This is a genomic window from Demequina phytophila, from assembly GCF_000971135.1.
Lineage (GTDB): Bacteria > Actinomycetota > Actinomycetes > Actinomycetales > Demequinaceae > Demequina > Demequina phytophila.
The window spans coordinates 76,738-96,468 of sequence record NZ_BBLW01000005.1; the positions used below are offsets into that span (position 1 = coordinate 76,738).

At 70.6% G+C, this 19,731-nt stretch carries 15 protein-coding genes and 1 tRNA gene; 10 read left to right on the plus strand and 6 right to left on the minus strand.

Annotated features, from left to right (window positions below; genetic code table 11):
* Positions 1 to 58 precede the first annotated feature (58 nt).
* From trpC to gtfA, 8 genes are all read left to right on the plus strand, one after another.
* Entirely contained in the window at positions 59 to 868 is an 810-nt protein-coding gene (trpC, locus tag AOM01_RS08880) for an indole-3-glycerol phosphate synthase TrpC (RefSeq protein ID WP_062292551.1), read from the plus strand.
* Positions 865 to 2,073, plus strand: coding sequence for a tryptophan synthase subunit beta (gene trpB / locus AOM01_RS08885; RefSeq protein WP_062292111.1), 1,209 nt, complete (start codon positions 865 to 867; stop codon positions 2,071 to 2,073). The genes trpC and trpB overlap by 4 nt, the downstream gene beginning before the upstream one ends.
* Positions 2,070 to 2,858 carry a tryptophan synthase subunit alpha gene (trpA, locus tag AOM01_RS08890; protein ID WP_062292113.1) on the plus strand — a complete coding sequence of 263 codons (789 nt, stop codon included), beginning with the start codon at positions 2,070 to 2,072 and terminating at the stop codon, positions 2,856 to 2,858. The genes trpB and trpA overlap by 4 nt, the downstream gene beginning before the upstream one ends.
* The gene (gene lgt / locus AOM01_RS08895) at positions 2,855 to 3,784 is read left to right on the plus strand and encodes a prolipoprotein diacylglyceryl transferase (protein WP_082110131.1); all 930 of its coding nucleotides are present in this window, start codon (positions 2,855 to 2,857) and stop codon (positions 3,782 to 3,784) included. The genes trpA and lgt overlap by 4 nt, the downstream gene beginning before the upstream one ends.
* A gap of 123 nt (positions 3,785 to 3,907) precedes the next feature.
* Positions 3,908 to 8,443 (plus strand): glutamate synthase large subunit, encoded by a 4,536-nt coding sequence (gltB, locus tag AOM01_RS08900; protein ID WP_062292115.1) that lies wholly within the window; start codon positions 3,908 to 3,910, stop codon positions 8,441 to 8,443.
* Complete coding sequence (locus AOM01_RS08905; RefSeq protein ID WP_062292117.1) at positions 8,436 to 9,902, plus strand: glutamate synthase subunit beta; 1,467 nt, start codon at positions 8,436 to 8,438, stop codon at positions 9,900 to 9,902. The genes gltB and AOM01_RS08905 overlap by 8 nt, the downstream gene beginning before the upstream one ends.
* A 17-nt stretch (positions 9,903 to 9,919) precedes the next feature.
* Positions 9,920 to 11,338, plus strand: coding sequence for a pyruvate kinase (gene pyk / locus AOM01_RS08910; protein WP_062292121.1), 1,419 nt, complete (start codon positions 9,920 to 9,922; stop codon positions 11,336 to 11,338).
* A gap of 131 nt (positions 11,339 to 11,469) precedes the next feature.
* Positions 11,470 to 12,963, plus strand: coding sequence for a sucrose phosphorylase (gene gtfA / locus AOM01_RS08915; RefSeq protein ID WP_062292126.1), 1,494 nt, complete (start codon positions 11,470 to 11,472; stop codon positions 12,961 to 12,963).
* A gap of 7 nt (positions 12,964 to 12,970) precedes the next feature.
* Here the strand turns inward: gtfA and AOM01_RS08920 are convergent, their stop codons facing one another.
* Together AOM01_RS08920 and AOM01_RS08925 are read right to left on the minus strand one after the other, a co-directional pair.
* Positions 12,971 to 13,429 (minus strand): methylglyoxal synthase, encoded by a 459-nt coding sequence (locus AOM01_RS08920; protein WP_062292129.1) that lies wholly within the window; start codon positions 13,427 to 13,429, stop codon positions 12,971 to 12,973.
* Positions 13,430 to 13,560: 131 nt separating this feature from the next.
* A tRNA-Leu gene (locus tag AOM01_RS08925) sits at positions 13,561 to 13,634 on the minus strand.
* Positions 13,635 to 13,655: 21 nt separating this feature from the next.
* Between AOM01_RS08925 and AOM01_RS08930 the strand changes: the two genes are divergently transcribed.
* Positions 13,656 to 14,285 (plus strand): ANTAR domain-containing response regulator, encoded by a 630-nt coding sequence (locus AOM01_RS08930; RefSeq protein WP_062292132.1) that lies wholly within the window; start codon positions 13,656 to 13,658, stop codon positions 14,283 to 14,285.
* A 163-nt stretch (positions 14,286 to 14,448) separates the two neighbouring features.
* Positions 14,449 to 15,723, plus strand: a complete 1,275-nt coding sequence (locus AOM01_RS08935; RefSeq protein ID WP_062292134.1) for an ABC transporter substrate-binding protein — start codon at positions 14,449 to 14,451, stop codon at positions 15,721 to 15,723.
* Positions 15,724 to 16,087: 364 nt separating this feature from the next.
* Here AOM01_RS08935 and AOM01_RS08940 read toward each other — a convergent pair whose 3' ends face one another.
* Genes AOM01_RS08940 through AOM01_RS08955 form a run of 4 tightly spaced genes read right to left on the minus strand, consistent with a single transcriptional unit; the run spans position 16,088 to position 19,677 of the window.
* Positions 16,088 to 16,816 carry an ABC transporter ATP-binding protein gene (locus tag AOM01_RS08940; protein WP_062292137.1) on the minus strand — a complete coding sequence of 243 codons (729 nt, stop codon included), beginning with the start codon at positions 16,814 to 16,816 and terminating at the stop codon, positions 16,088 to 16,090.
* Positions 16,813 to 17,664 carry an ABC transporter ATP-binding protein gene (locus AOM01_RS08945; RefSeq protein ID WP_062292140.1) on the minus strand — a complete coding sequence of 284 codons (852 nt, stop codon included), beginning with the start codon at positions 17,662 to 17,664 and terminating at the stop codon, positions 16,813 to 16,815. The genes AOM01_RS08940 and AOM01_RS08945 overlap by 4 nt, the downstream gene beginning before the upstream one ends.
* Positions 17,664 to 18,632, minus strand: a complete 969-nt coding sequence (locus AOM01_RS08950; protein WP_062292143.1) for a branched-chain amino acid ABC transporter permease — start codon at positions 18,630 to 18,632, stop codon at positions 17,664 to 17,666. The genes AOM01_RS08945 and AOM01_RS08950 overlap by 1 nt, the downstream gene beginning before the upstream one ends.
* A gap of 1 nt (position 18,633) precedes the next feature.
* Positions 18,634 to 19,677: a branched-chain amino acid ABC transporter permease gene (locus AOM01_RS08955; RefSeq protein ID WP_062292144.1), complete on the minus strand. Its 1,044-nt coding sequence runs from the start codon at positions 19,675 to 19,677 to the stop codon at positions 18,634 to 18,636.
* Between the last annotated feature and the right edge of the window lie 54 nt (positions 19,678 to 19,731).

Consider the following 19,731-nt stretch of genomic DNA (forward strand, 5'->3'; position numbering starts at 1 on the left):
GAGGCGTCCTTGAGGCGCCCTTTGCGGCGGTAGAGTGGTCGCCATGGGAGAGGGTGGAATCAGCGTTCTCGACAGCATCGTGGCTGGTGTGCTGGAGGACCTCTCGGTCCGCCAGGAGCTCACCACGATGGACGCGCTCAAGGAGCGCGCCTCACGCCTGCCGAGCGCGCTCGACGCGCGGCAGATCCTCGCGCGCGACGAGGTCGGCATCATCGCCGAGGTCAAGCGCTCGAGCCCGTCCAAGGGGTCCCTCGCGGACATCACCGACCCGGCGCTGCTCGCGACCGAGTACGCCGCCGGCGGCGCGTCGGTCATCTCGGTCCTGACCGAGCAGCGACGCTTCAACGGCTCGCTGACGGACCTCGACGCCGTCCGCGCGAAGGTGGACACGCCGATCCTGCGCAAGGACTTCATCGTCACGCCGTACCAGGTGTGGGAGGCCCGCGCGCACGGCGCGGACGTGGTGCTGCTGATCGTGGCGGCCCTCGAGCAGCTCGCGCTGGAGAGCCTGATCGAGCGGGTCCACTCGCTCGGGATGCTCGCCCTGGTCGAGGTGCACGACGAGGTCGAGGTCAAGCGCGCGGTCGACGCCGGCGCCACGGTGGTGGGCGTCAACGCGCGCAACCTCCGCACGCTCGAGGTGGACCGCACCACGTTCGCCCGCGTCGCGCCGCACATCCCCGCCGGCGTGCTCCGCATCGCCGAGTCCGGCATCCGCGACAGCCACGACGTGGTCGAGTACGCCCGCCTCGGCGCGGACGCCGTGCTCGTCGGCGAGGCGCTGGTCAAGGACCGCGACCCCCGCGCCACCGTCGCGGAGATGGTCGCCGCTGGCGCGCACCCGGCCCTGCGGTCGGTGCGCCCGTGACGGATTCGCTCCAGGAGGCCCCCGGGCCGTACTTCGGCGAGTTCGGCGGCAGGTTCGTCCCCGAGGCGCTCATGGCGGCGCTCGACGAGCTCACGGACGCGTACGACAAGGCCCGCATCGACCCCGAGTTCACCGGCGAGCTCGAGCGGCTCGCCCGCGAGTACACCGGGCGACCGTCGATCGTGACCGAGGTGCCCCGCTTCGCCGCCCACTGCGGCGGCGCGCGCGTGCTCCTCAAGCGCGAGGACCTCAACCACACCGGCTCGCACAAGATCAACAACGTGCTCGGGCAGGCGCTGCTGACCAAGCGGCTCGGCAAGAGCCGCGTGATCGCGGAGACGGGCGCCGGCCAGCACGGCGTCGCCACCGCGACCGCGGCCGCGCTCATGGGTCTCGACTGCGTGATCTACATGGGCGAGGAGGACACGGAGCGCCAGTCGCTCAACGTGGCCCGCATGCGCCTGCTCGGCGCGGAGGTGATCCCCGTCGCGACGGGCACCCGCACCCTGCGCGACGCGATCAACGAGGCGTTCCGCGACTGGGTCGCGAACGTCGAGACCACCAACTACGTGTTCGGCACCGCGGCGGGACCGCACCCGTTCCCCGCGATGGTGCGCGACTTCCAGCGCGTCATCTCCGTCGAGGCTCGCGCCCAGATGCTGGAGCTCGGGGGACTGCCGGACGCGGTCCTCGCCTGCGTGGGCGGCGGGTCCAATGCGATCGGCTCGTTCGACGCGTTCCTCGACGACGAAGGCGTGCGGCTCATCGGCTGCGAGGCCGCAGGCGACGGCGTCGAGACGGGTCGCCACGCCGCGACCCTCACCGGCGGCCGCCCCGGCATCCTGCACGGCTCGATGTCCTACATCCTTCAGGACGAGGACGGACAGACCCAGCCCTCGCACTCGATCTCCGCGGGACTCGACTACCCGGGCGTGGGACCCGAGCACACCTGGCTGTCGAGCATCGGCCGCGCCGAGTACTGGCCGGTCACCGACGCGGAGGCCATGGAGGCGTTCCGCCTCCTCACGCGCACCGAGGGCATCCTGCCCGCGATCGAGTCCGCGCACGCCCTGGCGGGCGCGATCCGCCTGGGCCGCGAGCTCGGCCCGGAGGCGACGCTGCTCGTGACGCTCTCCGGGCGCGGAGACAAGGACGTGGAGCAGGCGGCCCGCTGGTTCGCGATGCTGCCGGAGGGGGACGAGTGAGCGCACTGACCGATCGGCTCGACGCATGCCGGGCCGAGGGGCGTGCCGCGCTCGTGGGCTACCTTCCCGTCGGCTACCCGGAGGTCGAGACGTCGATCGCCGCGATGCGCGTGCTGGTCGAGGCGGGCTGCGACATCGTCGAGGTGGGCCCGCCGTACTCCGACCCCGTCCTGGACGGCCCCGTCATCCAGCACGCCGCCGCACGCGCCCTCGAGGGCGGCGTCACGGTGGACGATGCGTTCGTCGCCGTTCGCGCCGTCGCGGAGGCGGGCGCGGTGCCCGTGGTGATGAGCTACGCGAACCTCATGCTGCAGCGCGGCTGGACGCGCTTCGCGGCGGATCTCAAGGCCGCCGGCGGTGCCGGCGTCATCACGCCCGACCTCACGCCCGATGCCGCGCCCGAGTGGGTCGCGGCCGCCCGTGAGGTGGGCGTCGACACGATCTTCCTTGTCGCTCCGTCGACCACGCGCGAGCGCATGCAGCTCACGTGCGACGCCTCGACGGGATTCGTGTACGCGACCCCGCTCATGGGCGTGACGGGCGAGCGCACCTCGGTCGGCGACGCCGCCCAGCGCGTGGTGGCGGGCGCGCGCGACGCGGGCGCCGAGCGTGTCTGCATCGGCGTCGGCGTGTCCACCGGGGAGCAGGCCGCGGAGATCGCCGGCTTCGCCGACGGCGTCATCGTCGGCACCGCGTTCGTGCGCGCGCTGGGCGACGAGGGCGACCTCGAGCGCCTCCGCGCCAAGGTCGCGGAGCTCGCCGCGGGTGTGAGGAGCGCGCGTTGACGACCTCGATCCCCAGCCCGCCCATCGAGTGGAGCTCGTTCTCGATCGGGCCGCTCACCATCCACGCGTACGCGCTGTGGATCCTGCTCGGGATCCTCGTCGCGCTGTGGCTCACCACGCGCCGCTGGGTCGAGCGCGGGGGAGACCCCGAGGTGGTCGGGGACATCGCCTTCTGGGCGATCCCGTTCGGCATCGTGGGCGGCAGGCTGTACCACGTCATCACCACGCCCGGACCGTACTTCGGCGAGGGCGGCAACCCCGTCGACGCCCTCAAGATCTGGAACGGCGGGCTCGGCATCTGGGGCGCGGTCGCGCTCGGCGCGCTGGGCGCGTGGATCGGGGCGCGACGCGCGGGCGTCAGCTTCACCGCCTTCGCGGACTCCGCGGCACCGGCCGTGCTCATCGCCCAGGCGATCGGGCGCATGGGCAACTACTTCAACCAGGAGCTGTTCGGCGGCCCCACCACCCTGCCGTGGGCTCTCGAGATCGATCCCGCGTTCCGGCCCGACGGCTACGAGCAGTTCGCGACGTTCCACCCGACGTTCCTGTACGAGATGGTGTGGAACCTCGCCGGGGCGGCGCTGATCATCTACCTCGACCGCAGGTTCAGGCTGTACGGCGGACGCGTGTTCTGGCTCTACGTCATGGTCTACGTGTCGGGTCGCCTGTGGATCGAGGGCGTGCGCATCGACGACGCCGTCACCATCGCGGGGCTCCGCATCAACGAGTGGGTGTCCATCGTCGTGCTCGTCGGCGCGACGGCCGCGTTCGCGGCCCTAGGATGGGCGCAACGCAGATCCGGCGAGCACCCCGAGCGCTCGCTGCTCGCGGCCAGCGCCTCCCACCCCGAGGATGCGGCCGCGGAGGACGTCGCCGAGACGCCCGACGTCGCCGACACCCCCGGCGACGGCCCCGCCGGGGCCTGAGAAGCGGGATTCCGTGCCTGCCGCCGTTCGCGGTAGGCTGAACGCCCGTGTCAACACCGGGTCGACGGCGCCCCGAAATCTACGAATGTCCCCGCTTGCCCGGGGACGCTTAAGGACGGTGTGATGGTCGCGCATCTTGGCGCTCCCCAGCCCGCAGCGGGGCTTTACGACCCCGCATACGAGCACGACGCGTGCGGCGTCGCCTTCGTCGCCACCCTGCGTGGCACGGCGGGCAGGGACATCGTCGATGCGGGCCTGACCGCCCTCAAGAACCTCGAGCACCGCGGCGCCGTGGGCGCCGAGACGGAGACGGGCGACGGTGCGGGCCTGCTCACCCAGGTGCCCGACGCGTTCCTGCGCGAGGTCGCGTCGTTCGAGCTTCCCGCCGCCGGCGAGTACGCCGTCGGCATCGCGTTCCTCACCCCGGGCGCCGAGGCGGCCGAGGTCGCCGCGTTCGAGGCCGCCGCGGCCGACGAGGGCGTCCGCGTGATCGGTTGGCGCGACGTCCCGACGAACCCCGAGCCGCTGGGCCCGAGCGCCCGCGCCGCCATGCCGACGTTCCGCCAGGTCTTCGTGTCCCACGACGGCCTCGCCGGGATCGATCTCGACCGCAAGGCGTACCGGGTGCGCAAGCGCGCCGAGAACGCCGGAGGACCCTTCTTCGCGTCGCTCTCGTCTCGCACGCTCACCTACAAGGGCATGCTCACCACGTACCAGCTCGAGCAGGTGTTCCCCGACGTCACGCACCCGCTGTTCGCGTCGGAGCTCGCGCTGGTGCACTCGCGGTTCTCCACCAACACGTTCCCGTCGTGGCCGCTCGCGCAGCCGCTGCGCGGCATCGCCCACAACGGCGAGATCAACACCGTGCGCGGCAACCGCAACTGGATGGCCGCACGCGAGGGCACCCTCCGGTCGGACCTGCTGGGCGACCTCGAGCCGCTCATGCCGGTGTGCACCCCGAGCGCCTCGGACACCGCGTCCTTCGACGAGGTGCTCGAGCTGCTGCACCTGGGCGGCCGCCCCATCCACCACGCGCTGCTCATGATGATCCCCGAGGCGTGGCAGAACAACGAGTCGATGGACCCGTCGCGCCGCGCGTTCTACGAGTACCACTCGGCCCTCATGGAGCCGTGGGACGGTCCGGCCGCGCTGCACTTCACCGACGGCACCGTGATCGGCGCGACGCTCGACCGCAACGGCCTGCGCCCCGGGCGCTACTGGGTGACGGACGACGGCCTGGTGGTGTGCGGGTCCGAGGCGGGCCTCCTGGACCTCGACCCCGCCAAGGTGGTCCGCAAGGGTCGCCTCCAGCCGGGCCGCATGTTCCTGGTCGACACCCGCGAGGGCAGGATCGTCGAGGACGAGGAGATCAAGTCCGCGCTCGCCGCTGAGCACCCCTACGAGCAGTGGGTCGCCGACAACGCGATCCGCCTGTCCGAGGTGCCCGACCGCGAGCACATCTCGCACTCGGCGCGCTCCGTGCAGCGCCGCCAGCGCGCGTTCGGCTACACCGAGGAGGAGCTCAAAATCCTCCTCGCCCCGATGGGCCGGACCGGCGTCGAGCCGATCGGCGCGATGGGCTCCGACACCCCGATCGCGGTCCTGTCGAAGCGCCCGCGCCTGCTGTTCGACTACTTCGTGCAGATGTTCGCGCAGGTCACCAACCCGCCGCTGGACTCCATCCGCGAGGAGATCGTCACCGCGACCGGCGGCGCGCTGGGCCCCGAGCCGAACCTGCTCGACGCGACGCCCGAGCACGCGCGCAAGATCATCATCGACTTCCCGGTGATCGACAACGACGAGCTCGCGAAGATCCTCCACATCGACCGCGACCCCAAGCGCCGCGGAGTGTTCTCCGCGCGCAAGATCCGCGGCCTCTACCGCGTCCAGGGTGGCGCCGAGGCGCTCGACGAGCGCCTCGCGGAGATCTTCCGCGAGGTCGACGAGGCGATCCAGGACGGCGTCTCCTTCCTGGTGCTGTCCGACCGCGATGCGAACCCGGACCTCGCCCCCATCCCGTCGCTGCTGCTCACGTCCGCCGTGCACCACTACCTGGTGCGCACCCACCGCCGCACCCAGCTGTCGATGGTGGTGGAGGCCGGCGACGTGCGCGAGGTGCACCACGTCGCGCTGCTCATCGGCTACGGCGCCGGCTGCGTCAACCCGTACCTCGCGATGGAGACCGTCGAGGACCTCGCCAAGCGCGGCTACCTCGGCGACGTCGCCCCCGAGGAGGCCACCCACCACCTCATCAAGGCGCTCGGCAAGGGCGTCCTGAAGATCATGTCCAAGATGGGCATCTCGACCATGGCGTCCTACCGCGGCGCGCAGGTGTTCGAGGCGATCGGCCTGTCGAAGGAGCTGGTGGACCTCCACTTCAACGGCACCCCCAGCCAGATCGACGGCGTCGGGCTCGACGTGGTGGCCGCCGAGGTCGCGGCGCGTCACGCCGACGCGTACCCCGCCTCGGGAGAGCTGCCCCCGCACCAGGCGCTCAAGACCGGCGGCGAGTACCAGTGGCGCCGCGACGGCGAGGAGCACCTGTTCGACCCGGAGACGGTGTTCAAGCTCCAGCACGCGACGCGCACCCGCCGCTACGACGTGTTCCGCGAGTACACCGACCGCGTCGACGACCAGGCCAAGCGCCTCATGACCTTGCGCGGCCTGCTGGGGTTCGCGGCGGACCGCCAGCCGGTCCCGATCGACGAGGTCGAGCCCGTCAGCGAGATCGTCAAGCGCTTCAACACGGGCGCCATGTCCTACGGGTCCATCTCGCAGGAGGCGCACGAGACCCTCGCGATCGCGATGAACCGCCTCGGCGGCCGCTCCAACACCGGCGAGGGCGGCGAGCCCGTCGAGCGCCTGTACGACCCGGAGCGCCGCTCGGCCATCAAGCAGATCGCGTCCGGCCGCTTCGGCGTCACCAGCGAGTACCTGGTCAACGCGGACGACATCCAGATCAAGCTCGCGCAGGGTGCGAAGCCCGGCGAGGGCGGCCAGCTCCCCGGCAACAAGGTGTACCCGTGGGTCGCCGAGACCCGCCACGCCACCCCCGGCGTCGGCCTCATCTCGCCGCCGCCTCACCACGACATCTACTCGATCGAGGACCTCAAGCAGCTGATCCACGACGCGAAGAACGCCAATCCGAAGGCGCGCGTCCACGTCAAGCTGGTGGCCGAGGTCGGCGTCGGCACCATCGCGGCAGGCGTCGCGAAGTGCAAGTCCGACGTGGTGCTCATCTCGGGCCACGACGGCGGCACGGGCGCGAGCCCGCTCAACTCGCTCAAGCACGCCGGCGCGCCGTGGGAGATCGGCCTCGCCGACACCCAGCAGACGCTCGTGCTCAACGACCTGCGCGACCGCATCGTCGTCCAGGTCGACGGCCAGATGAAGACCGGCCGCGACGTGATCGTCGCGGCGCTGCTGGGCGCCGAGGAGTTCGGCTTCGCGACCGCCCCGCTCGTGGTCGAGGGCTGCATCATGATGCGCGTGTGCCACCTCGACACCTGCCCGGTGGGCGTCGCGACGCAGAACCCCGAGCTCCGCGGCCGCTTCTCCGGCAAGCCGGAGTTCGTCGAGACCTTCTTCGAGTTCATCGCGGAGCAGGTGCGCGAGCACCTTGCCGCGCTCGGCTTCCGCTCGATCGCGGAGGCCGTGGGCCACGTCGAGGTGCTCGAGACCCGCGCCGCGATCGACCACTGGAAGGCGCAGGGGCTCGACCTCGCGCCCATCCTCGCCCGTCCGCGCGAGGGCGCCGCGCTGATGAACTCCACCACGCAGGACCACGGCCTCGACGCGGCGCTCGACAACGAGCTCATCGCCGCAGCCGAGCCGGCCCTCGAGCGAGGCGAGCCGGTGCGCATCGAGACCGAGGTGCGCAACATCAACCGCACCGTCGGCACCATGCTCGGCTACGAGGTCACGCGCCGCTACCGCGGCGCGGGTCTGCCCGACGACACGATCGACGTGACGTTCCGCGGCAGCGCGGGGCAGTCCTTCGGAGCCTTCGTGCCGCGCGGCATCACGCTGCGCCTCGAGGGCGACGCCAACGACTACGTCGGCAAGGGACTCTCGGGCGGCCGCGTGATCGTGCGCCCCGCGCGCGAGTCCATGCTCGACGAGACGTCCGACGTCATCGCCGGCAACGTGGTGGGCTACGGCTCCACGGGCGGTGAGATCCTGCTGCGCGGCCAGGTGGGCGAGCGCTTCCTGGTCCGCAACTCCGGCGTCACCGCGGTGGTCTCCGGCGTGGGCGACCACGGGCTCGAGTACATGACGGGCGGCACCGCGGTGATCCTCGGCCGCACGGGCCGCAACCTCGGCGCGGGCATGTCCGGCGGCACCGCCTACGTGCTCGACCTGCGGACCGAGCGGGTCAACGCGCAGGCGCTCGCCTCGGGCGAGCTCACGCTGAGCCCGCTGGACGAGGAGGACGCCGTGATCGTGCGGACCCTGGTCGAGCGCTTCGCCGAGGAGACCCGGTCGCCCGTCGCGCGGGAGCTGCTCGCCGACTGGCCCATGACGGTGGCGCGCTTCACGCGCGTGCTGCCCGCACAGTACGCACGCGTCCGCGACGCGCTCAACGAGCTCGAGGCCAAGGGCGGCGACCTGTCCGCCCCCGGCGCCTGGGCCGAGTTCCTGGAGGTGACCGGTGGCTGACCCGCGTGGATTCCTGAAGGTTCGCGAGCGGGAGGTCCCCGCCTACCGCCCCGTGCCGGTCCGCCTGCGCGACTGGTCCGAGGTGAAGGACGAGCTCGGCCGCGACGAGGTCGTGCTCAAGCGCCAGGCCGGTCGCTGCATGGACTGCGGCATCCCGTTCTGCCACCAAGGGTGCCCGCTCGGCAACCTCATCCCCGAGTGGAACGACCTCGTGTGGCGCGACCAGTACGCGGACGCGATCGAGCGCCTCCACGCCACCAACAACTTCCCCGAGTTCACCGGCCGGATCTGCCCGGCGCCGTGCGAGACCTCCTGCGTGCTGGGCATCAACCAGCCCGCCGTCACCATCAAGAACGTCGAGGTCGAGATCATCGAGCACGCGTTCGAGGACGGCAACGTCACGCCCCACATCGCGCAGCGGCACACCGGCAAGACCGTCGCCGTGGTCGGCTCCGGCCCGGCGGGCCTCGCGGCCGCGCAGCAGCTCACCCGAGCCGGCCACACCGTGGCCGTGTACGAGAAGGACGACCGCGTGGGCGGCCTCCTTCGCTACGGCGTGCCGGACTTCAAGATGGAGAAGCACGTCATCGACCGCCGGATCGTGCAGATGGAGCGCGAGGGCACCCGCTTCCGCACCGGCATCTCGATCGGCACCGACATCACCTGGGACGACCTCCGCGCCCGCTACGACGCGGTGCTCATCGCCACCGGCGCCCCCGTCGAGCGCGACCTGCCCATGCCCGGACGCGAGCTCGACGGCATCCACTTCGCGATGCCGTACCTGCACCAGGGCAACCAGGCCGCGGCCGGCGACGAGGTCCCCGACCAGATCACGGCCGACGGCAAGCACGTCATCGTGATCGGCGGCGGCGACACCGGCTCCGACTGCATCGGCACCGCGCTGCGCCAGGGCGCCGCCACGGTCACCACGCTCGCGATCGGCAAGAAGCCTCCGGTGGACCGTCCCGACAGCCAGCCGTGGCCCACCGACCCGCGCGTGTTCGAGGTGTCCTCGAGCCACGAGGAGGGCGGCACGCGCGAGTACCTCGCCTCGACCGTCGAGTTCGTGGGCGACGAGAATGGGCACGTGCGATCGCTGAAGGTGGCGGTCACGCAGTACAACGCCGACGGATCCCGTACCCCGACCCCGGGGACGGAGCGCGAGATCCCGGCGGACCTGGTCCTCATCGCGATGGGATTCACTGGGCCTGAGGTCACGAACCTCCAGGCACAGTCCCAGGTAGCGTTGACATCGCGCGCTCAGATCGAGCGTGCGGACAACTTCGCGACCACCCAGGAGGGCGTGTTCGTGGCCGGTGATGCCGGCCGTGGAGCGTCGCTCGTGGTCTGGGCGATCGCGGAGGGACGCGCGGCCGCGGCCGCGATCGATGAATACTTGACAGGGAGCACCGAGCTCCCGGCGCCGGTCACGGCGCACACGTCGGCGCTACGCGCCTGATACCGAGGTTGGAGAACATGCGAAACGCGAAGATTGTCTGCACGATCGGCCCGGCTACCGCACCGATCGAGCAGATGCGCAAGCTCGTGGGCGCGGGCATGGATGTCGCCCGCATCAACCGCAGCCACGGCTCCGCCGAGGAGCACGAGCAGGTGTACCGCAACATCCGCCAGGCCGCCGAGGAGTCCGGCCGCAACGTCGCGGTCCTGGTCGACCTCCAGGGCCCGAAGATCCGTCTCGAGAAGTTCGCCGACGGCCCGCACGACCTCGCGGTCGACGACGTCTTCACCATCACCACGCGTGACGTGGTGGGCACCAAGGACATCTGCGGCACCACGTTCAAGGGCCTCCCGGGCGACTGCAACCCCGGCGACACGCTGCTCATCGACGACGGCAAGGTCCGCCTCGAGGTCACCGAGGTGACCGAGACCGACGTCATCACCAAGGTCGTCGTGCCCGGCCCGGTCTCCAACAACAAGGGCATCAACCTGCCCGGCGTCGCCGTCTCGGTGCCCGCCATGTCGGACAAGGACGAGGCCGACCTGCGCTGGGGCCTCAAGCTCGGCGCCGACTTCATCGCCCTGTCGTTCGTGCGCAACGCCGCCGACTACGAGGACGTCGCGCGCATCATGACGGAGGAGGGCCGCACGGTCCCCGTCATCGCCAAGGTCGAGAAGCCGCAGGCGGTCGACAACCTCGCCGAGATCGTCGACGCGTTCGACGGCGTGATGGTCGCCCGCGGCGACCTGGGCGTCGAGCTCCCGCTCGAGGAGGTGCCGCTGGTCCAGAAGCGCGCCATCGAGCTCTGCCGCTCGCAGGCCAAGCCGGTCATCGTCGCGACCCAGGTGCTCGAGTCGATGACGCACTCGCCGGTTCCCACGCGCGCCGAGACCTCGGACTGCGCCAACGCCATCCTCGACGGCACCGACGCGGTCATGCTCTCGGGCGAGACGTCGGTGGGCGACTACCCGATCATCACGGTCGAGACCATGGCCCGGATCGTCAAGAACACGGAGGAGAAGGGCTACTCGCGCATCGCGCCGTACCTCTCCACGCCGCACACGCGTGGTGGCGCCATCACGCACGCCGCGGCCGAGATCGCCGAGAACCTCGACATCAAGTACATCGTGACGTTCACCCAGTCGGGCGACTCGGCGCTGCGCATGTCGCGCCTGCGTCCGTCCACCCCGATGCTCGCGTTCACGCCCCGCCCCGACACCCAGAAGCGCCTCGCGCTGTCCTGGGGCATCCAGGCGGAGCTCGTCGACAAGGTCGACTCCACCGACGAGATGGTCAGCCTGGTCGACTCGTACCTCAAGAGCTCGGGCCGTGCGGTGGACGGCGACTACGTCGTGGTCGTCTCCGGCACCCCGGTGGGCGTGCCCGGCACCACGAACTCGATCTTCGTGCACAAGGTGGGCCAGGTCCGCGGCTAGCGACCACCCGCTCCAGCAGGGCCCCGTCGGCGACCACGCCGGCGGGGCCCTCGCCGTTCCCCGGGACCACCGCATCGTCCCGTCCTAAGGTGAGAGGAGGCGCGACGTTGCGCCGGGCGAGGGGGTCCGTCATGGCACGCAACGCTGTCCAGCTCATCACCTACGCTGACAGGCTCGCCGGCGACCTGCCGGGCCTCGCGCGGCTGCTCGCCTCGCCGCCGTGGTCGGAGGCGTTCGGGGGCGTGCACATCCTGCCGTTCTTCACGCCGTACGACGGTGCCGACGCCGGGTTCGACCCCGTCGACCACACGGCGGTCGACCCGCGCCTGGGCGGCTGGGAGGACGTGCGCGCGGTGGCGGACGGCCGCGAACTCATGGTCGACGTGATCGTCAACCACGTCTCCGCGGACTCGGCGGCGTTCCGCGACTGGCGTGAACGCGGGGACGGCTCGCCGTACGCCGGCATGTTCCTCACGATGGCGGCGGTGTTCCCGTACGGCGCCACCGAGGACGAGCTCGCCCGCATCTACCGGCCGCGCCCCGGGCTGCCGTTCACGCCGTACACGGTCGCGGGAGAGAAGCGGCTGGTCTGGACCACGTTCACGCCGCAGCAGATCGACCTCGACATCGCCCATCCGGGCGCCAGGGCCTACCTCGACGCGATCCTCGACGCGATCGCCGCCGCGGGAGCGACCTCGGTGCGGCTCGACGCGGTCGGGTACGCGGTGAAGACGCCGGGGGAGACGTGCTTCATGACGCCCGACACGTTCGCGTTCATCGGGGAGTTCACGGAGCGGTGCCGGGCGCGCGGGCTCGAGGTGCTGGTCGAGGTGCACTCGTACTACCGGCGTCAGGTCGAGATCGGAGCGGCGGTGGACCGCGTGTACGACTTCGCGTTGCCGCCATTGGTGCTGCACGCCCTGGCGACGGGGGATGGAGAGCCGCTCGCGCGATGGCTCGAGGTGCGGCCCCCGAACGCGGTGACGGTGCTGGACACCCACGACGGGATCGGCGTCATCGACGTCGGCGCGGACCAGACCGCCCCCGACGCGCCCGGGCTGCTGCCGCCGGAGCACCTCGACGCGTTGGTCGAGCGCATCCACGCCGCCTCGGGCGACACGTCGCGGCTGGCCACGGGTGCCGCGGCCTCCAACCTCGACCTCTACCAGGTCAACTGCACCTTCTACGACGCGCTCGGTGCGGACGACCACGCCTACCTGGCCGCCCGTGCCCTCCAGTTCTTCACGCCCGGCGTCCCGCAGGTGTACTACGTGGGGGCCTTGGCCGGCCGCAACGACGTGGGCCTGCTGCGCGCCTCCGGCGTGGGCAGGGACATCAACAGGCACCGGTACTCCGCGGGCGAGGTCGCGCACGAGCTCGCCCGGCCCGTGGTGCGCGCGCTCATGGCGCTGTGCGCCTTCCGCACCGCGCTGCCCGTGTTCGACGGCGACTTCGCCTTCACCCTCGAGGACGGGGTCCTCACGATGAGCTGGCGGGCGGGGGAGAGCGAGGCGCAGCTCACGGTGGACCTCCTCACGCACCGCTCCGGGCTGTGGTGGCGGCACGCCGGGCTCGAGGGCGCGACCGACGACCTCCTCGCGGACCCGCCCCGTCTCGCGGGCTGACGCTCGGCTACTCGCCGGTCTCCGGGCGCATCGCCTCCCAGTCGCGCGGCCCCAGGTCCGGGATCTTGCGCTCGTAGCCGTCGCGGAACAGCGGCGATGAGATGAGGAAGTCCGCCGTCGCGACGTTCGATGCGATCGGGATGTTCCACAGCGCCCCCAGACGCAGCAGGGCCTTCACGTCCGGGTCGTGCGGCTGCGGCTCCAGCGGGTCCCAGAAGAAGATGAGCATGTCCAGGGTGCCCTCGGCGATGCGCGCGCCGATCTGCTGGTCGCCGCCCACCGGGCCCGACAGGAACCGGTGCACCCGGAACCCGAGCTCGTACTCGAGCATGGTGCCGGTGGTGCCCGTCGCGTACAGCTGGTGGTGTGCCAGCGACCCCTTGTTGAAGGAGGCCCACTCGAGCAGTTCCGCCTTCTTGTTGTCGTGCGCGACGAGCGCGATGTGCAGGGTGGTCGCGTGGGTCATGGAGGCCTCCTCGGGTGCTCACCCGAGCATCCCACGAAGGGCCACCCTGGCGCCCAGGGCCGCGCCGCATCGTCCCGTCGCGAGGGGACGATGCGGCGGGCGCCCGGGACGGTCGTCCCGGGTCGGAAGGGTGCCCCGGGTGGGATTCGAACCCACAACACCGCGGGTTTGAGCCGCGTGCCTCTGCCAGTTGGGCTACCGGGGCGGGGGCACTAGGCTATCGCCTGTGACTGATGCGAACGACGCTCCCCAGGCGGAGAACCAGACCCAGGCCCCGAAGCGCGCGCGACGCGCCGTCGTCGCGGAGGACGAGGCGCTCATCCGCATGGACATCGTCGAGACGCTCCGCGAGGGCGGCTACGACGTGGTCGGCGAGGGCGCGAACGGCGAGGAGGGCGTCGCGCTCGCCCGCGAGCACAAGCCCGACGTGGTCGTCATGGATGTGAAGATGCCCGTGATGGACGGCATCACCGCCGCGGAGCAGATCGCGAAGGAGCGCATCGCGCCCGTGGTGCTGCTGACCGCCTTCTCGCAGACCGAGCTGGTCGAGCGCGCGCGCGACGCCGGCGCGATGGCGTACGTGGTCAAGCCCTTCACGCCCGGCGACCTGCTCCCGGCGGTCGAGATCGCGGCGTCCCGCTACGTCGAGATCCGCGCGCTCGAGTCCGAGATCGCGGACATCACGGAGCGCATGGAGACCCGCAAGAAGGTCGAGCGCGCCAAGGGCCTCCTCATGGAGAAGATGAAGCTCAACGAGCCCGAGTCCTTCCGCTGGATCCAGAAGACCTCGATGGACCGCCGTCTCACGATGCGAGAGGTCGCGGAGGCCGTGATCGAGCAGATGGGCGGAAAGTAGCGCAAACCGGTCGCGCCTTGCGTCATTCGGTCACGAAATCGTGATGGACACGACGCAAATGCGTAACAGGCTCCCGCTAGGTTGACGGGTACCGCGACGGGGAACTCCCCTCGACGCGCGTCAACCAAGGCGAGATTCGTCTCGCCGAGTGGGAGGAAGAAACATGGCTCGATGGAAGCCCATCGCCAGCGGCGCGGCGTTCGCCGCGGTCGCGACCCTGTCCCTCGCCGCGTGCTCCGTCGAGGGCAGCGAGACCGGTTCGAGCTCGAGCGCCGAGGGCGCCTCGGGTGAGGGCCTGAAGGTCGGCTCGCTGCTCCCGATCACGGGTTCGCTCGCGTTCCTCGGCCCGCCCGAGATCGCGGGCGTGGACCTGGCGGTCCAGGAGATCAACGAGGCTGGCGGCGTGCTGGGGTCGGACGTGACCGTGCAGCACGAGGACTCCTCGGACACCGACAACCCGAACATCACGTCGGACTCGGTGACCAAGCTCCTCAGCGGCGGCGTGTCCGTGGTCATCGGTGCGGCCTCGTCCTCGGTGACGCTGAACGCGGTGGACGACATCACCAACGCCGGCGTGGTCCAGATCTCGCCCGCGAACACCGCGACGAGCCTCTCGGGCTACTCGCCGCTCTACTTCCGCACCGCTCCGCCGGACACCGTCCAGGGCAACGCGCTCGGCAACCTGATCCTCGCGGACGGCTACAAGAACATCGGCGTCCTGGTCTTCAACGACGACTACGGCACCTCGCTGCGCGACGTGGTCCAGGAGACCGTCGAGGCCGAGGGTGGCTCGCTCACCTACGGCACCTCGGGTCAGGAGTTCGACCCGTCGGCCTCGAGCTTCGCGTCCGACGTCCAGGCGATCCTCGCGACCAACCCCGAGGCGATCGCGCTCATCGCGTTCGACCAGACGGCGCTGATCATCCCCGAGCTCGTCGCGGCCGGCTTCGACACCTCCAAGCTCTACCTGGTGGACGGCAACCTCGCCGACTACTCGGACGAGCTCGAGGCGGGCGCCCTCACCGGCGCCAAGGGCACCCTCCCCGGCGCGAGCCCCGAGAGCGACTTCCGTTCGCGCCTCGACTCCGTCGCGGACGGCGGCTCGCTCGACGAGTACGCGTACGGCGCCGAGTCCTACGACGCGGTCATCCTCTCCGCCCTCGCGGCGATCAAGGGTGGCGCGACGGACGGCCAGACCATCGCGGACAACCTGCCCGCCGTGTCCGGCTCGACGAGCGGTACCGAGTGCACCACGTTCGCGGAGTGCGTCGAGCTGCTCGACGCCGGCGAGGAGATCGCCTACGTGACGGTCTCGGGTGCTGGTCCGTTCAACGCGGACAACGACCCGTCGAGCGCGTACATCGGCGTGTACGAGTACGCGGACGACAACACCTACTCGCTGCTCGACTCGGTCTTCGGCGAGGTCCCCTCGGAGTGATCCCGCTCCGCTGAGACACACTCTCGGAAGAGCCCCGGCCCTCGTGGTCGGGGCTCTTCTGTGTGTTGGAAGGGGGCAGGGCGCGGTGCCGTGGGCGTGCTCCTGCCGGCGATCCTGCATGCAGGACCGGCGCGGGGTCGGTCCTGCATGCGCGCACGCATGATCCGGGATGCAGGACCGAACGGTGATCGCTCCTGCATCGCCGATCGAGCGCAGCACCCGCTCGCCACCAGCCTCCGTGAGCCGTCCTTCGCCGCGGTGAGCGTGCGCACCCACCCGACCACCGCATCGTCCCTCAGCGACCCCGGGCACGGCAGAAGGCCCCGACCCCTTCGAAGGGGGCCGGGGCCTCAGGCGCGGTGCGTCAGGCGCCCAGCGTGCCCAGGTAGAGCTCGATGACCTTCGGGTCCTTGAGCAGGTCCTGGCCCGACGCGGTGTACGCCGAGGTGCCCTGGTCGAGCACGTAGCCGCGGTCGCAGATCTGCAGGCAGCGCCGGGCGTTCTGCTCGACCATGATGACCGTGACGCCGGTCTTGTTGATCTCGCGCGTGCGGACGAATGTCTCGTCCTGGCGCGCGGGGGACAGTCCGGCGCTGGGCTCGTCGAGGAGCAGCACGTGCGGGTCCATCATGAGCGCGCGCGCCATCGCGACCATCTGGCGCTCGCCGCCCGACAGCGAGCCGGCGCGCTGGTTCTTGCGCTGGATCAGCACGGGGAACAGGTCCCCGATGCGTGCGAGCTGCTTCTTGTAGTTCTTGTGCGCCTGGTACGCGCCCATCTCGAGGTTCTCCTCGATGGTGAGCGACGGGAACACGTTGTTGGTCTGCGGGACGAACCCGACGCCGCGCTTGACCAGCTCGTCGGCGCGGAGGTTGGTGATGTCCTCACCCCCGAGCGTCACGGCGCCGTCACGGACGGGCACCAGGCCGAACAGCGCCTTGAGGAACGTCGACTTGCCGGCGCCGTTGGGGCCGATGATGCCGATGAGCTCGCCCTCCTTCACCTCCATCGAGCATCCGTTGAGGATGTTGATGCCCGGCAGGTAGCCGGCGATGAGGTTGTCCGCGTCGAGGATCACGGGCTTGTCGTTCATTCGTCGTCCTCCAGGCTGAGGTCGGACAGGTCGGTGTCGTGGTGGGCGCCCAGGTACGCGTCCTGCACCGCCGGGTTGGCCATGACGGTGCCGGCGGGACCCTCGGCGATGATCTTGCCCTCGGCCATCACCACCACCCAGTCCGAGATGCGGCGCACCATGTGCATGTCGTGCTCGACGAAGAGCACGGTCATGCCGTCCTCCTTGAGCTCGACGATGTGGTCGAGCAGCGACTCGGTCAGCGCGGGGTTCACGCCGGCCATCGGCTCGTCCAGCATCACCATGGTGGGCTTGCACATGAGCGCGCGAGCCATCTCGAGGAGCTTGCGCTGGCCGCCGGAGAGCGACCCGGCGTAGTCGTCGCGCTTCTCGTAGAGCTTGAAGCGGTGGAGGAGGTCGTGCGCCTGCTCCGTGATCTCCCGCTCGCGGGCCTTCCAGAGCGGCGGCGCGAACGCGCGCAGCAGGTTCTCACCCGGCTGCTCCTGCGCGCCCAGGCGCATGTTCTCGATGACCGTCATGCGGCTGAGCGCCTTGGTCAGCTGGAACGTGCGGACCATGCCCGCCCGCGCCACCTTCGCCGGCGGCATGCCGCGCAGAGGCTTGCCGTTGAACTGGCCCTCGCCCTCCTGCGCCTGGTCGAAGCCGGTGAGCAGGTTGAAGAAGGTCGACTTGCCGGCGCCGTTGGGCCCGATCAGCGCGGTGATGGTGTTGCGCTGGACCTCGAAGTGGTCCACCTTCACCGCGGTGAGGCCGCCGAACCGGCGCGTGACGCCGTCGGCGATGAGGATCGGGTCGGGCTTGGCGGCGCCCGGCTCGTGGGGGACGGAGACGAATGCGGTGTCAGCCATCAGAACGCCAGCTCCTTCTTGTTGCCGAGCACACCCTGCGGGCGGAACACCACCAGCAGCATGAGCGTCACGCCGACGAGCACGAGCGAGAAGGGCTCGAGCTCGGTGGGCGCGAGCACGTCGGACGGGATGAACGCGGAGGCGAGGCTCTTCACGAGGGTCAGCGAGGACCAGAACAGGATCGAGCCGAGCACGGGGCCGAACACGGTCGCCGCGCCGCCGAGCAGCAGCAGGGTCCACAGCCAGAAGGTGGTGGGACGACCCATCGAGTCCGGCTGGACCGAGTTGCCGAGCGCCCACGTGATGCCGCCGAGCGCGCCGATCACGCCGCCGATGATGAGCGCCTGCATCTTGTACGAGTAGACGTTCTTGCCGAGCGAGCGGACGGCGTCCTCGTCCTCGCGGATGCCCTTGAGCACGCGGCCCCAGGGGGAGTTCGCGAGGCGCCAGAACAGTCCGGCGCACAGGAGCACGATCGCCCACGTCACGGTGGTGAGCCACCACGACGAGGAACGCGAGCCGTGCATCGAGAACGGGCCGATGTTGACGATCGCGTCGGGGAAGGGCGACAGCTCCTCGAAAGGCGCCTTGTAGTCGGAGCCGCGGATGCCGCTCGAGGCGCCCGTCAGGCCCGCCAGACTCTGCGAGCGCCCCAGGAAGCGCACCATCTCCGCGGCGGCGATCGTGACGATCGCGAGATAGTCGCCGCGCAGCTTCAGCGTGGGCCAGCCGAGCAGCACCGCGAAGATCGCGGCGGCCGCGAGCCCCACGAGGATCGCGACCCAGATGGGCCAGCCCTGCTGGATGGAGATGGCGAAGCCGTACATGCCCAGGAGCATGAAGCCCGCCTGGCCCATGTTGAGCAGGCCGGTGAGGCCGAAGTGGAAGTTGAGGCCGATCGCGGCGAGCGCGAACGCTGCGGTCGACGGCGCGATGGCCGTCCGGAGCACGTCGAAGAGGATGTCCATGTCAGCCGACCCTTTCCGCCTTGCCGAGGATGCCCTGCGGGCGGACCAGCAGCACGATGATGAGGATGCCCAGCGCGGTCGCGAACTTGAGGTCCGGCGGGAGCCACACGGTGGACACCTCGGCGACGACGCCGATGATGAGCGAGCCGACGAGCGCGCCGTACGGGTGGCCCAGGCCGCCCAGCGTGACGGCCGCGAACATCATCATGAGGAGCTTGGTGCCGTCGTCGAAGCCGATGCCCTGCTGGTAGAGGGCGAGCAGGATGCCGCCGAGGGCGGCGAGGCCGGCGGCCATCATCCACACGATGCGGATGATCGAGTCGACCTTGATGCCGGAGGCCGATGCGAGGGCCGGGTTGTCCGACACGGCTCGCGTGGCGCGGCCCAGGCGGGTGCGCTGGAGGAAGAACGCGACGGCCAGGAGGGCGACGATCGCGATCACCATGGAGATGAGCGTGACGTTGCCCACGGAGATCGGGCCGTACTGCTTGCGCGGGTCGATCGACGTGACCAGGCGCACCGGGCGGCCGCCCATCCACCACTGGATGAAGTTCACCAGCGCGAGCGAGAGGCCGATCGAGACGATCATCTGCTGGATCATCGCGACGCGGCGGCGGCGCAGCTGGCTCCAGATGATCTTGTCCTGCACCCAGCCGAGCGCGGTCGCGATGGCGATACCGGCGGGCGCCGCCAGCCAGAACGGCCAGTTCACGGTGAACTCGAACGGCAGCAGCGGGAACGACACCGCCTGCGGCGTGGCGAGGAAGTACGTGATCATCGCGCCGAACGTCACCATCTCGCCGTGAGCGAAGTTGCTCAGCCCGGTGGTGCCGTAGATAAGCGAGAGGCCCACCGACGCGAGAGCGAGCAGCAGGCCGAAGACGATTCCGTTGAACAGGTTCTGGATCAGGAGGTTGGTCCCACCGGAGGTGGCCGCGGTGGTCACGGCCTCCGTCTCGGTGGCGGCTTGCGCCGTCCCCCCCATCGAGAGGATCGCGGTGATTCCCACCGCCGCGACCACGAAGACGAGCGCTGCACGCAGCATCGTTCGTCGGTCAAGAGTTGCCAACACGGGGCCCCCTCCAAGGTCAAGGTTGCG